We start from the raw sequence: 13,078 nt of genomic DNA on the forward strand, positions 1-13,078 counted from the left end.
TCTGCTCAAAGCCAGGTGATGTCGTCGAAGCCACGGTCGATGTAGCCGCCGTGGGAAAAGCTCTCGCCTTCGTAGCCAAAGAGCGGCCAGACCGCCTTTTGGTTGTAAAGGCCGGTGACAAGCCCGCTGCGAACTGTCTGGAAGAAGGCGCTGCCCTCGATCGACCGCAGCAGGTCGACGCGGTCGCGTTCCCAGCCTATGTCGAGATAGTGGCCGTGACCGCGCCCGCGCGCCGCCTCGTTCAGTGCGGCGATCCCGGCTTCGACGCGGCCTGCGGCCTCGACGCTGTCGTAGCCCTTGACCGCGATCACGTAATAAGCGTCGGGGATGCGGTCATGCGGGTAGATGTCGCGCGCCATCTGGACCAGCGTGGCAAAGGTGGACGGCTCTAGGTGGCTGGTTTCGGCCGCCCAGGCCGCATCGGGCGCGGCGATGAAGCCTGCGCCCGCCACGAAGCTGGCTCCGACCGCGCTGGCGCGGGTCAGAAGCTGGCGCCGGGTCAGCGCCCGGAAATCTGGGGAACGGGTCATGGGTCTGTGTCTCCTCCTGGAAAGACGTTTGGATTTCAGGAAAAACGCCCGCCGCGCTCGAGCACTTCGATCTGGTAGCCGTCGGGATCGGCGACAAAGAAGAAGCGGGCGACGCGGGTTCCGGCCGGGGCGAAGTCGACCAGCTTGCGGGGGGCGAGCCCCTCGGCCTCGAAACGCGCATGTTCGGCGTCGAGATCGTCGACCGAGACGGCGAAATGGCCGTATCCGTCGCCCAGGTCGTAAGGCGCCTTGCGGTCCTTGTTGATCGTCAGCTCAAGCTCGAACCCGGAGTCGGCGTTGCTGAGATACACCAGCGTGAAATCGGGAAAATCGAGCCGGTCGGCGACCTTGAGGCCGAAGGCCCGATCGTAGAAATCGACCGAGCGCGCCTCGTCGAACACGCGGATCATGGAATGGATGGCTTTGGCCATGTCGTCCTCGCTTGGGTCGTTGAGGGTGGGGTGCGGCCGACGTTCCGCCGGCCGCTGGGAGTTCACCGGTCGGCGGAGGGGCTAGGGGACAATGACGCCGCGCCCGGTGAATTTGCGTGCCTTGAAATCGGCGATGGCCTGGTTGATGTTTTCGAGTTTGTATTCGGTCTGGTGCATCATCACCTTGCCGTCGGCGTTCATCTCCATCAGCTCGACCAGCTCGACGAAATCGCCCACGAGACTGCCGCCGATCTTGATCTCGTTCGCGACCAGCTCGAGCGTGGGCACCCGCACCTCGCCGCCATAGCCGACCATGATCAGCTCGCCGCCCTGGCGGAGCATCTTCCAGCACAGGTTCTCGGTGCCGTGTTCACCGACGAAGTCGATGACCACATGCGCGCCGCCGCCGGTCAGGTCCTTGACCTCGTCCACAAGGTTGGCGCCGCCGGCGATGACGATGTCCGCGCCCAGCTCCTTGGCCAACGCTTGGGCGCCCGGTTCCTGGTCGACGGCGATGACCCGCGCGCCCGACGTGTGCTTGAGCACCTGAAGCGCGATATGGCCCAGCCCGCCAATGCCCAAGAGCACTACGTAGCCGCCCGGGTGCAGCAGCTTCGCTGCCTTCTTGGCGGCGCGGTAGGCAGTGATGCCGGCATCGGCCATCGGCGCCACGCTGAGCGGCGTGATGCCGGTGTTCAGCTTGATAACCGCGCGTTCGTTGGTCTTGAAATACTCGGCAAAGCCGCCGTCGAGCCCGAGACCGGGGAACTTGCCGTGATCGCAATACATGTCGTGGCCGTAGCGGCAGCTCAGGCAGATGCCGCAGGCGTTGAACGGGTGGCAGATCACTGCGTCGCCGGGCTTGACCGAGGTGACGGAACTGCCGACATCCTCGACCCAGCCGGCATTCTCGTGGCCCATGATGTAGGGCAACAGGTTGCCTTCGCCGTCCATGATGTCCTTCCAGACACCTTCGATGATATGCAGGTCGGTGCGGCACAAACCGGCCGCACCGACCTTGACGATCACCTCGTCCGGAGCTGTGATCGTGGGAGGAGCCACATTTTCGATCTTCAGCTGCACGTTCATCGCGGGATCGTATTCGTAGAGTCTCGCTGCTTTCATTGTCTCGTTTCCTTGTCACGGGGCGGGCCGCCGTCTCTCGGGCGACCCGGTGGGGCTGCCGCCTGCGGGTTACTTGCGGCCCAGAAGTTCGGCGCCGCCGCCCAATGCGGGGCCTTCGGTCGGGTCGGCCTCTCCCTCATCAAGATCGCCGATCAGCGTCTCGGTGGTGAGGATGAGCGTTGCGACCGAAGCGGCATTGACCAGCGCGCTGGCGGGAACGCGGGCGGGGTCGATGATCCCGGCCTCGAACATGTCGCCAAATTCGCCGGTGGCGGCGTTGTAGCCATGGTCCTTGGCGGCGTTCACAACCCGTTCGCAGACCGCGTCGGCATCGGCCCCGGCGTTGCGAGCGATCCGGCGCACCGGCTGGGTCAGGATCGACCGCACCAGCGCCACGCCGCGGGCCATGTCGCCGCTGACGGTCAGCGTGTCGAGGCAGGGCGCGATCTGCGCCAGCGCGGTGCCGCCCCCGGCCACCACGCCGTCCTCGGCCGCCGCGCGGACCGCGCACAGCGCGTCCTCGATCAGCTGGATCGTGCGCTTCTGCTCGACCGGGGTAAAGCCGCCGGCGTAGATGATCGCGCTGCCGCCGGTCAGCTTGGAGAGGCGCTCGCGCAGCTTGTCCTTTTCGATGTTCGGCGGGGCGACGTCATGCTGGCGCTGCACCTGAGCGCGACGTGCCATGATCGCTTCCGGATCGCCCTCGCCGCGCAGAATGGAGGTGTGCGAGGCCTGGGTCCGCACCGTCTCGGCCCCGCCCAGCTGGGCGCGGGTCACGTTCTCGATCTTCTTGCCGAGATCGCGCGCCAGCACTTCGCCGCCGGTCAGGATGGCCAGGTCATCCATCATGGCCTGGCGCCAATGGCCGTATTCGGGCGGATGCACGATCAGGTATTTGCCCGCGCCGCCATTCTCGAGCAGGGTGATGACCACCTCGGGCGCGATCTCTTCGGCAATGATCAGCAGCGGGCGGTTTTCCTCGTCGGCGATGCGCCGCGCGGTGTCGAGCACCTCGGGCTTGAGGATCTTCTGGTCCGTCATGAGGATAAGCGGGTGGCGCAGCACGGCTTCCATGTGCTCGCGGTCGGTGACCATGTGGTGCGAGATGTAGCCGCGTTCGAAGGACATGCCCTCGACCACTTCCATCGTGGTGTCGATCGTCACGCCGAAATCGGCCGAGATCACCCCGTCTCGCCCGACGCGCTTGTAGGCCTCCGAGACCAGCGCGCCCAGCTTGGGGTCGGTGGCCGAGACGCGGGCGACGGCCTGCAGATAATCCGTGGTTTCGGTGCAGTCGCGCGACGAGGCGTCGATGGCCGCGACGATGGTCTGCACCGCGAGGTCGATTCCCCGGCACAGATCGACCGGACGCACGCCGCTGTCGGTCAGCTCGACCCCGTTCTGGATCAGCGCATTGGCCAGCACGATGGCGGTGGTCGTGCCGTCGCCGGCCACGTCGTTGGTCTGCATCGAGACTTCGCGCACCACTTGGGCGCCCATGTTCTCGAACCGGTCGCGCAATTCGATCTCGGTGGCGATGCTGACCCCGTCACGGGTGACCAGCGGGGTACCGACCGGGCGGTCGACCATCGCGTTGAGCCCCTTGGGACCCAGGGTCGGCTCCACCGCCGCCGCCAGCCGCGCGACCCCGCGCGCCAGGCATTTGCGGGCGGACTTTCCATGCACCATGAGTTTAGCCATATCTTCCTCCTTGGACCCAGGGGATGTCCCTGGGCCTCCTCTCTTTTTGTCGTGTTGTGTCAGTACGCTGGCGGCCCTAGTGCGGGCCGGGTTTCGGCATGTCTCGCGGCGGAACACGACCGGCGATGAAATCGACCAGCGTGGGGCCGTCGGGGCCGATCTCGACCTCTTTGTAGCGGGTCTTGCCCAGCCCCCGGCAGAGCGCACCGTTGAACTCCATGTTGATGCGGGTGGCCCGCAGGCGGCCTAGATGCGCGGGCAGGTCCGCAGCGGCGATCCGCCCGCCGTCCCATGTCGGGAAGGCAGGATCGCTGTCGCCCCGCGCAAGCCCCTGCACCCCGAGGATCTCGAGATAGCGCGGCATTTGCCGCTGCGCCTCGGCGCCGGCCACGTTCAGGTGCCGCAGCGTGCCCAGCGTCATCCCGACGATCTCGGCATCGCTGCGCCCCATCGCGCGCAGGCCCAGCATCACCGCTTCTTGGCGCCGGTCATACGCCTTGGCCATGAAAGTCTGCACGACCTCTTTCAGCACGGCCCCGCCGCATTGCTCGGCAAAGATCTCGTGGAAGGGCCGACCGCTGTTCACGCCTTCGTTGACCTCGTCGCCAAGGCAATGATCCATGAGGGTCACGGTCATGTCCTTTACCCAAGGCAGGGACATCACCTGCGCGCGGATGCCGAAGGCCATCAGGAAGGCAAAGTTGGGCGAGCACCAGTAGGTCGGCAGACGGAAATCGACCCGGACGGCCAGGTCGTCCGAGATCTCGACCGCCTGCACGAACTCCATGTCGGTGATCGGCTCGTCGAGTTCGGGATCCGAGACTGCCGACAGGCAGTCCCAGACCTCGAGTTCACATTCGGCCATTACTTGGGCTACGAGCATCCGATCACTCCGCCGCGATCTGCACAGGGGCGCCGGCAAGCTGCTTTTTCTTCGCCTCGACATCGATGCCGTAGAGTTTGGCCGCGTTGAGCCCAAGGATCTTTTCCTTGACCGCGTCGGTCAGCTGAACGCCCCCGCGCTCGGCCGAGATGTCCTCGGGGATCTGGTAGGCCCAGAACTTCTCGACCAGCCATTGCGGCGTCCAGATCGCGTAGTCCGATCCGAACAGGATCTTGTCCTCGCCGACCCACCACAGCAGTTCGGCCATGATTTCGCCGAAATAGCGCGGGCGCGAATGGATGAAGGGCATGGCCACCGCAAGCCCGGCGTAGACATTGGTTTCCTGCGTGGCGATCCAGCAGAAATCGTCCAGCCGGGGCAAGCCGCAATGCTCGACGATCCAGTTGAGGTTCTGGAAATCGGTCGCGGCATAATCCACGTCATCGACGCTGAAGGCGTCCTTGGACAGCGGGATGATGGTGGGGCCCTTGTGGACGTGGATGTTCTTGATGCCCAGCTTCTCGCACAGCTCGAAGCACTTGTAGGCGGCCGGGTCGTTCAGCGCCCAGCCCTTGCTGTCGCCGTTCCATTCCGCCGTGTACATCTTCACGCCGGAAATGTCGTAGGTCTCTTTCATCCAGTGGATGTATTCCAGTGCCTTCTCGCCATCGCGCGGATCGAAGGAGCCGTTGACGATGAACCGCTCGGGATGCCGCGCGGCCATGTCGTTGGCCCGCTTGAGACAGCCGAAACCGGTCTTGTAGAAATCGCGCAGCACGGTGGTCTGAATGATCGCCATGTCGTCCGGCCCGTCGACAAAGAGATCGCGGTAGATGTCTTCTTCCGAGTATTTCTCGAATTTCGACTTCTCCCAAAGCTGGTCTTCGGGGCTGAGGTTGGTGTGATAGGCATAGAAACAGTCGATGAATTGCTTGCCGTGGACGTTCGACTGGTTCTCGGGGCTTCCGTCCCAGAAATGGGTGTGGCCGTCGAGAACGAAGATCTCTTTGCCGTCAGGTGTCTTGTACATGGGTTCTCCTCCCTGGTTTGCATGACCGGTCTTGGGTCAGGTGGTGATTGCGACCTTCAGCACGCCGTCGCGCTGGTTGCCGAAGAGGTCATAGGCATCCTCGATGTCGTCGAGGCTGTAGCGGTGGGTGACGAGCCCCTTGAGATCGACCCGGCCCGAGCGGACGACATCCATCATCCGCCGCATCCGCTCCTTGCCGCCGGGGCAGAGCGCGGTGCGGATCGACTTTTCGCCGAGCCCGGCGGCAAAGGCATCGAGCGGAATCGTCAGGTCGCTGGAATAGACGCCAAGGCTCGACAAGGTGCCGCCTGGGCGGATGACGCGCAGCGCCGCCTCGAAGGTAGCCTGCAGGCCCAGGGCCTCGATGGCCACGTCCACGCCGCGCCCGTCCGTGAGCTCCATGATCGCGCCCACGGGATCGTTCGAGGCGCCGATGTTGACCACGTCGTCCGCGCCCATCTTTTGTGCCATGGCCAGCCGTTCGGGGATTCGGTCGACGGCGATGATCCGGCTGGCACCCATCAGGCGGGCCCCGGCGGTGGCGCAAAGGCCGATGGGCCCCTGGGCAAATATCGCAACCGTGTCGCCGATCTTGATGCCGCCGTTCTCGGCCCCGGCAAAGCCGGTCGACATGATGTCGGGGCACATCAGCACCTCTTCGTCGGTCAGGCCGTCGGCGATGGGGGCGAGGTTGGCCATGGCGTCGGGCACCAGCACGTATTCGGCCTGGCAGCCGTCGATGGTGTTGCCGAACTTCCAGCCGCCGATGGGCTTCCATCCGTGTTTCGTGCCCGCACCGTCCTGCGAGCAGTAGCCGCAGAGGCAGGCATGGCTCCAGCCCGAGGGGGTGATTGCGCCCGCGATCACCCGCTGGCCTTCGCGGAACCCCTTGACCGCCGAGCCCAGCTTTTCGATCACGCCGACCGGCTCGTGGCCGATGGTCAGGCCCTTTTCGACCGGGTATTCCCCCTTGAGGATGTGAATGTCGGTGCCGCAGATCGTCGTCGTGGTGACGCGCATCAGCGCGTCATTCGGACCGACATCGGGGATCGGCTTGTCCTCGAGGACGATGCGTCCCTTTTCGACGAAACACGCCGCCTTCATCATGGTAGCCATGGCAACCTCTTGAAATTAATGGGAACGATGGGTGCGGTTGGTCCGCACCCACCGAAAGAAACGATCAGATGTATTCCATCACTTCGTTCATGTCGCCAAAGAGGATCACCGTGTTGTCGTCGACCCGGACCATGCGGCCATAGTGGGTCGAGGTGTTCACCTCGAAGATCTCGGCGGTCATCTCGCGGCCGAGGTATTCGGTGATCTCGTCCATCTTGAAGATCAGCTTGCCCTCACCGTCGATGCGGATGGTGGCGGGGTTGTAGGTCACCGTCACGCTGGGGTTGTTCTCTTCCATGAACTCCGCGATGGCGCGGGCCTCGACGCTGTCGTTCATCGTCACGCCGCACTGGTGCGAGACCTCGCGCGAGGTGAGGTCGATGTCCTTCATCGACTTGAAGATGTTCTGCTTGGTTGCGTTACGCGCTGTGCTGGACATCCCTGTCTCCCTGTCTGGATGGTTAGTTGAGCCCGAGCTCGCCGAGGATCTGAGCGAGGCGCTCGCGCGAGACCTCTTTCACGTCCTGGTACGAGACCGGCTTGGAATGCGGCTGCGACCAGATCGGCTGCAGCGCGTCGGCGGCCTTTTCGGCCAGCGCGCCATGCTTGGCGAGCCAGGACCGGAACAGCGCCTTGTTGTGCGCCGCGTGCTGTTCGTCGTTGGCGAGCAGGTAGATCAGGTCGACCGTGTTCGCGAGGTTGCGCTCGTAATCGGCCTCGGCGGCGGAAATCACCGGCGGGGTGATGAAGTCGTTGTTGGCCGCCGCCGCCTGCATGAAAAAGCCCGAACGGACCAGCTCGCCCACCAGCGGCTCGAACACGATGTTGATCGCGAAATACTGCTCGAGATAATCCTCAGAGCCCATGATCGTCTCGATGGCCTCGCGGCAGGGCTGCCAGATCGGGTCTTCCAGCCAGGTCTTCTTGCCCAGCTCGTCGTCCCAGCCGTCGATGTCCATGCCGATCTCGGCCAGGTACAGCGTGATGTCCTGCGTCAGGCGCATCTTGTACGACGAATTGGTCAGCGTGGCGTTGTTGATCATCTGGGTGTAGCCGTAGCGCTGCGCCTGCATGAGCGACGTGCCTAGGCCGAATTCGGCGTGCTTCCAGGCGCCCAGATGCTTTTGCAGAACGGTCTGCCAGACCTTGTCGAACACCTTGTGTGCGCCGGCCTTGCGGGCGTTGGTGATGACGTTCTGCACCATGGTCTCGATCTTGGACTGGCGCTGGTAATGCGTCCGTTCCCATTCCTGATCGGGCGCGCGGAACGCGTGCCAGTTCGATGACAGCGCCGCGGTGTTGTCCTTGCGATAGGCCCCGCCGCCCTTGCCGCCCTCGAACTCGATGATCCAGTTCTGGATCAGGTAGCGTTCGGGATCGGGCTGCACGTCACAGGTGACGTCCTCGTAATGGGTCGCGCGCTTGCCGCGCGGGGTGAAGTAGTTGTACTTGCGGCTTTTCGAGCCGACGAATTCTGCGGCGCCCGCGGCACCGGAACCCACGGAACTGGATGTTGCTACCATTGTAGCCTCCCTTGGTTGGTTGAAGTCACGTCACTAGCGTTCGGGCCGGTATCAGTGGCCCGAAGAACCGGAAGTGGGCGTGAACCTGTCGAAAAAGATGCGGTCGGTGTCGAAGTCGTGCATGAAGAGCACCGGCGTCAGTGCATCGATCATCGGCGGGGGACCGCAGGCATAGACGTCGCCGTCCCCGTCGATGCCCAGCTCTTTCAGGTGCCGGTCGACGGCCTCGTGTACAAAGCCGCGTTCGCCGGTCCAGTTGGCATCGTCATCGGCATGGCTGAGCACCGGAATGAACTCGACGGCCGGATGAGCCATGCACAGGGCATCGATTTCGTCCAGCAGGATCAGGTCATCGCGCGACCGGGCACCGTAGAAGAAATACACCGGCCGGTCCTCGCCGCTTGCGACATGGTCGTTCAGGATCGACCAGACGGGCGACATGCCAGAACCTGCACCGACAAGGATCACCGGTCCGTCTCGTCCTTCGCGTCGGAAGCACATCCCGTAGGGTCCTTCGACGCTGACGTCTGCGCCGGCTTTGATTCCGCCGTCGTCGAGCTCGTTCGAGAAGCGTCCGTCGGGGTACTTTTTGATGATGAAACCGAGTTCCTGGGCTTCGCTCGGCGAATTTGCCATGGAGAACGAGCGTGTAATCTCCTCCCCCGCTTCCGTCGTGACCGTGATGTCGACATATTGACCCGCCCAGAATTTGAGTGGTGCATCCAGCGCGATCTGAACGCCTCGAATGTCATGGGTCAGTTTCTGGAAATCGACGATCTTGCCCGAGAACTGACGGACGGGAATGGATTTGGACAAAACCTCCTCGTCGTAGTTCAGCAGTTCGATTTCGACATCGCTGAAGGCGACAGCCCGGCACATCAGGATGTGACCGCTGTCCTTCTCGCTCTCGTTCAGCGCGAAGGTGGAGTACTTGAGCATCTCCGTCTCGCCGTCGAGCTGAACGCATTTGCAGGCCGAGCACTGGCCCTCCTTGCATCCGTGCGGCAGCGCGATGCCCTGGCGGAACGCGGCATCGAGGATGGTCTCTTCCTCTTCGACCTCGAATTCGACGCCCACCGGCTCCAATCGGACGGTATAAACTTCCGTCATTCTTCCCTCCCTTTAAACGGCGCGCGTACGCCGGCGCGGCCGTATGTCCGGGAGCCGCGGGCGCGGCTCCCGTCCCTGTTTCAGTTGCAGGGGTTGATCGTGAAGCCGCGGCGGTACTCGGCGACATGCGCCTCGCGTTCGCTGTCGGACATGGAGCGCAGCATGTTGAGCGGCGAGCGCAGGGTGTGCCCGCGGACGTGCTCCAACTTCCACATGTCCTTGTTGTCGAACCGCAGGTGCGGTTGCGGCACCAGCGTTTCGCCGTCCTCGCGAACGAAGTTCAGGTCCTTGATCGCATCGGCAAGGTCCCAGCCGTCATAGACGGTTTCCCACTCGCGCTTGCCGGAGAACTTGCCCATCGCCGGGGTCGGACGGCCCTGATACTCGTCAGAGAAGGCCTCCACGGCGGTCCAGCGGTCGAGCTCGTGAGCGAAGGTGTGCAGTTGCCCGTCGATTTCGTCGACCACCATGTCCTCGCGGATAAGGCAGGGCACGAGGCACGACCAGCAGCGGTGCGGATAGACGTAGCCGGTGTCCTGGTTGAAGGTGATGACGGTCTCGCCCGGCTTCGACAGCTTGGCGTACCACTTCCAGAACTCGCCGAATTCGGCGTACCAACCCGGGTACTTGTGCTCGAACCATTCGAAGTCCTTGTCGGTCTGGGCTTCGATCCGCCAGAAGTTCACCGGCCAGCCCACGGCAAAGAACTGGGCGACCTTGTGGACGTAGTTCTTCTTGGTGATCCGGTTCCAGGCTTCCTGCACGTCGTCGTGGTGGATCTTCACGCCGTACTTTTCGAGCGGCAGCATGTAGGTCCGGTAGTAGTCTTCAAAGATCCAGCGGTGCCACATCTCCGCGTAGGATTCCTTTTCCTTGTCGCGGTTGGTGGTGCCGTATTCGATGAAGGTGCCGATGGCGGCATCGACGATCGCGTGGTTCTGCCAGAAGGCGTAGCGCAGGTCGCGTTCCAGAAGCAGGTGGTTCTCCGGCTCCTTCAGCGCGGCCATCAGCAGCGAGTGGCCGTTGCCGATGTGGCGGCTTTCATCCGACTGCACCGACAGGAACACCGTGGGCAGCGCGTAGTCGCCGTTGCGCGCAGCTTCCGACGGCATGGCCACGAAGAGCGTGTTGGTGAAGGCTGTTTCCGCCACCACGGTGAGATACATGCAGGCGGCGGTCATGGTGTCGCCGGTGATGAACCCCTCGCCGAACTGGCGGCCGATGGTGGTGGCGTAGCACTTGCCAAACGCCTCTTCGGTGATGTCGAAGCCCGCCGGGTCGATGTAGTTCTCCATGTACCACTTCTTCAGGTTCATCTGAATCGTGGAGTGACGGAATTCATCGACCATCTGCATGGTGAAGCCGGTGCGCAGATCCTCACCCGGAGACAGGCGGGCCACCATGGCCATGGACCGCGCAGCAGAGATTTCCGGGAAGGGGATGATCGCCAGGAACAGCTTCATCCATTCGATCCAGCGCGGCTCGACGTTGCGGAACATGTCGCCCCGCAGTGCGGCATCGAGCGCACCGTAAACCCGGTTGTCCTTTTCTTCTTCCATCGGGAAGTAGGACCGCAGGACCTGCTTCATCGGGTCGCGCGGCGCCTTGGTGATCTTGTAGTCCGTCGGGAAGGTCGCCGCTTCCTGGACATAGGAGGGATTCCAACCGAGGTCGGCAATCTTCTTGGTCGCCTCCCCGACCGAGATTCCACGCTGAGACGTGATCTTGTTAAGCGTCAAAGTCATGCGATGAGCCTCCTTAAAGCTCTCGGCCGGTTCGCCGGCCACATGTGGCGTCTTGCGCCATTTCGGTACGCACAGCGCGCCGGGCGGCGGCTGCAAGGTCTCTCGGCAAAGGTGCGGAAATTTGAAACGCGGTGCGCGGTGCGTCGGGCAAGGCCACGTCCGGCGTTTCTCCTCCCAGTCCTTCGTTCTTCGGCGATCCTCCTCCCTGGAGTTCCGCCTGTTGTGCCCTTGTTGTTGCAAGGACCGTTCCAGAGAGGCTAAATGTGCATCTGCAGCATGAGTTTTTCTTATAACCGACTGACATTGCGGTGTTTTTACGAGATTTTTTATTTCAGGCAGAAGATATGCAGATGCAGCATTGGCGGGCTCGGCGGCGAGTGTTTCGAACCTTTACACCGGGCGTTACACAGGGCCGGTCCGGACGTTACACCGCCGCGTTACACACCCATGGCGCGCGCCGGGATGCGCGGCCCGGTCGGCGGGGTCCGGCCATGAAAAAAGGGGCCCTAGGGCCCCTGTCCGCGCGGATGTCCGGATGGGATCAGGCCCGCAAGCGCCGCTGTGCGACCGGGGCAAAGCCCAGTTCCTGCCGGTACTTCGCGACCACGCGGCGCGAGACGCGCAGCCCCTCGCGCCCCAGCCGGTCGGCAAGCTGCTGATCGGACAGCGGCGCGTCGGGCATTTCGGCGGCCAGCAGGGCGCGCAGCCGGGCGATCACCCTGGGCTTGGCTGCGCCCCCGGCGCCGCCGCGCGCAGAGGGGCGTGGGCACAGCGTCCGGGCCTCGACGATGCCGTTCGGCCCTTCGATCAGCAGGCCGTTCAGGACCCGGCTGACCGTGCTGATATGAAATCCCGTCCTTTGTGCGATGGTCGCCTGCGTCAGGGGTTTGAGCGCCTCGGGGCCGCCACGAAAGAAGGCCCCCTGCACGTCGATGATGACCTGAACGATGTGCTTGAGGGCGTTGTGACGCAGATCCATCGCCTGTTTCAGCGCCCGCGCTTCGCCCAGGGCCTGGCGCAGGTCGGGCGACACATCTGCCTCCGCACGGGGCAGGACGGCGACCTCGGTGGCAAAGCGCGATGTGAAGACCGCGCGCCAGCCGTCGCCGTCGGGCTCGATCCGGACATCGGGCGCGCGCATCAGCGTCGGATCGGCGGCAAACTGCCCGCCTGGCTTGGGATCGAGCCGCCGCAACCGGGCCAACTGCGCGGCGACGGTGGCGTCGTCCAGCCCCGCGGCGCGAGCCAGCGCGGCGGGCCCGCCGCGCTCAAGCGCTGGCAGATGCGCCAGCACGGCCTCGGCTTCCGCGTCCCACAGCTCCTTGTCCTTCAGTTGAAGCCGCAGGCATTCCGCTAGGTCCCGGGCGAACAGCCCCGCCGGCGACACCCGGCGCTGCACCAGCGCCAGCGCGGTTTCGACCAGGTGGCAAGCCAGGCCCAGATTGTCCGCGATCTCGGGCACCGGCCGGCCGATCCAGCCCGAAGGCTCAAGCTCTTCGACAAGGCCCAGGATCAGCCGCTCCATCGGCCCGCCGTGGCCGATCAGGCCCGCCAGCTCGTGCAGGACGTGATCGTAAAGGCTGGTCGGCCGGTTCGCCATGCCCGCGTCGATCAGATCCGCCGCGCTGCCTGCGCGGATCGCGGTGTAGCGGCGCTGGCGCACGATCAAGAGCGGGTTCTCGCGGGCCGTCCGGTAGAGGTGGTCGTCCAGCTCTTCGCCCGACATCTGCAACACATGGGTCACATGGCCAAGGCGGAAACTTTGCGTCTGGCTGGGGTGCAACCGGGTCGAAAGCGTCATGTCTGGCCCTCTGCGGAAACATCTGGCCAGATCGCGAAGGCCCGGTTTAGTCTCTGCTCGGCAGCATAAGGACGATCGACGAC

Annotated in this window: 12 protein-coding genes; all 12 read right to left on the reverse strand. The window is 64.0% G+C overall.

Annotated elements, in window-relative coordinates; all coding sequences use genetic code 11:
- Positions 1 to 5: 5 nt before the first annotated feature.
- Entirely contained in the window at positions 6 to 530 is a 525-nt protein-coding gene (locus D8Z78_RS16455; RefSeq protein ID WP_121634306.1) for a Twin-arginine translocation pathway signal, read from the reverse strand.
- A 35-nt stretch (positions 531 to 565) separates the two neighbouring features.
- Positions 566 to 961, reverse strand: coding sequence for a VOC family protein (locus D8Z78_RS16460; protein ID WP_121634304.1), 396 nt, complete (start codon positions 959 to 961; stop codon positions 566 to 568).
- 81 nt (positions 962 to 1,042) lie between these two features.
- Positions 1,043 to 2,086, reverse strand: a complete 1,044-nt coding sequence (locus D8Z78_RS16465) for an NAD(P)-dependent alcohol dehydrogenase (RefSeq protein WP_121634302.1) — start codon at positions 2,084 to 2,086, stop codon at positions 1,043 to 1,045.
- Between the two features lie 69 nt (positions 2,087 to 2,155).
- Positions 2,156 to 3,787 (reverse strand): molecular chaperone GroEL, encoded by a 1,632-nt coding sequence (groEL, locus tag D8Z78_RS16470; RefSeq protein WP_121634300.1) that lies wholly within the window; start codon positions 3,785 to 3,787, stop codon positions 2,156 to 2,158.
- 76 nt (positions 3,788 to 3,863) lie between these two features.
- The gene (locus D8Z78_RS16475) at positions 3,864 to 4,670 is read right to left on the reverse strand and encodes an iron-sulfur cluster assembly protein (protein ID WP_121634298.1); all 807 of its coding nucleotides are present in this window, start codon (positions 4,668 to 4,670) and stop codon (positions 3,864 to 3,866) included.
- Between the two features lie 4 nt (positions 4,671 to 4,674).
- Entirely contained in the window at positions 4,675 to 5,700 is a 1,026-nt protein-coding gene (locus D8Z78_RS16480; RefSeq protein ID WP_121634296.1) for an amidohydrolase family protein, read from the reverse strand.
- 36 nt (positions 5,701 to 5,736) lie between these two features.
- Entirely contained in the window at positions 5,737 to 6,816 is a 1,080-nt protein-coding gene (locus D8Z78_RS16485) for an NAD(P)-dependent alcohol dehydrogenase (protein WP_121634295.1), read from the reverse strand.
- A gap of 64 nt (positions 6,817 to 6,880) precedes the next feature.
- Positions 6,881 to 7,255 carry an MmoB/DmpM family protein gene (locus D8Z78_RS16490; protein ID WP_121634293.1) on the reverse strand — a complete coding sequence of 125 codons (375 nt, stop codon included), beginning with the start codon at positions 7,253 to 7,255 and terminating at the stop codon, positions 6,881 to 6,883.
- A gap of 22 nt (positions 7,256 to 7,277) precedes the next feature.
- On the reverse strand, positions 7,278 to 8,339 hold the full coding sequence (locus tag D8Z78_RS16495; protein ID WP_121634291.1) for an aromatic/alkene monooxygenase hydroxylase subunit beta: 1,062 nt from the start codon (positions 8,337 to 8,339) through the stop codon (positions 7,278 to 7,280).
- 51 nt (positions 8,340 to 8,390) lie between these two features.
- A complete protein-coding gene (locus D8Z78_RS16500; RefSeq protein WP_121634290.1) occupies positions 8,391 to 9,449 on the reverse strand; it encodes a 2Fe-2S iron-sulfur cluster-binding protein in 1,059 nt (352 codons plus the stop codon).
- Between the two features lie 80 nt (positions 9,450 to 9,529).
- Positions 9,530 to 11,194: an aromatic/alkene/methane monooxygenase hydroxylase/oxygenase subunit alpha gene (locus D8Z78_RS16505; RefSeq protein ID WP_121634288.1), complete on the reverse strand. Its 1,665-nt coding sequence runs from the start codon at positions 11,192 to 11,194 to the stop codon at positions 9,530 to 9,532.
- Between the two features lie 541 nt (positions 11,195 to 11,735).
- On the reverse strand, positions 11,736 to 12,995 hold the full coding sequence (locus D8Z78_RS16510; RefSeq protein ID WP_121634286.1) for an RNA polymerase factor sigma-54: 1,260 nt from the start codon (positions 12,993 to 12,995) through the stop codon (positions 11,736 to 11,738).
- Between the last annotated feature and the right edge of the window lie 83 nt (positions 12,996 to 13,078).

The sequence above is a fragment of the Tropicibacter alexandrii genome, from assembly GCF_003667315.2.
Classification (GTDB): domain Bacteria; phylum Pseudomonadota; class Alphaproteobacteria; order Rhodobacterales; family Rhodobacteraceae; genus Tropicibacter; species Tropicibacter alexandrii.

Excerpts from the sequence above, each read along its gene's own strand:
- D8Z78_RS16460 (WP_121634304.1), bottom strand. The coding sequence starts at position 961 with ATGGCCAAAGCCATCCATTCCATGATCCGCGTGTTCGACGAGGCGCGC.
- D8Z78_RS16510 (WP_121634286.1), bottom strand. The coding sequence starts at position 12,995 with ATGACGCTTTCGACCCGGTTGCACCCCAGCCAGACGCAAAGTTTCCGC.
- D8Z78_RS16495 (WP_121634291.1), bottom strand. The coding sequence starts at position 8,339 with ATGGTAGCAACATCCAGTTCCGTGGGTTCCGGTGCCGCGGGCGCCGCA.
- D8Z78_RS16465 (WP_121634302.1), bottom strand. The coding sequence starts at position 2,086 with ATGAAAGCAGCGAGACTCTACGAATACGATCCCGCGATGAACGTGCAG.
- D8Z78_RS16500 (WP_121634290.1), bottom strand. The coding sequence starts at position 9,449 with ATGACGGAAGTTTATACCGTCCGATTGGAGCCGGTGGGCGTCGAATTC.
- D8Z78_RS16480 (WP_121634296.1), bottom strand. The coding sequence starts at position 5,700 with ATGTACAAGACACCTGACGGCAAAGAGATCTTCGTTCTCGACGGCCAC.
- D8Z78_RS16490 (WP_121634293.1), bottom strand. The coding sequence starts at position 7,255 with ATGTCCAGCACAGCGCGTAACGCAACCAAGCAGAACATCTTCAAGTCG.
- D8Z78_RS16455 (WP_121634306.1), bottom strand. The coding sequence starts at position 530 with ATGACCCGTTCCCCAGATTTCCGGGCGCTGACCCGGCGCCAGCTTCTG.
- groEL (WP_121634300.1), bottom strand. The coding sequence starts at position 3,787 with ATGGCTAAACTCATGGTGCATGGAAAGTCCGCCCGCAAATGCCTGGCG.
- D8Z78_RS16505 (WP_121634288.1), bottom strand. The coding sequence starts at position 11,194 with ATGACTTTGACGCTTAACAAGATCACGTCTCAGCGTGGAATCTCGGTC.
- D8Z78_RS16485 (WP_121634295.1), bottom strand. The coding sequence starts at position 6,816 with ATGGCTACCATGATGAAGGCGGCGTGTTTCGTCGAAAAGGGACGCATC.
- D8Z78_RS16475 (WP_121634298.1), bottom strand. The coding sequence starts at position 4,670 with ATGCTCGTAGCCCAAGTAATGGCCGAATGTGAACTCGAGGTCTGGGAC.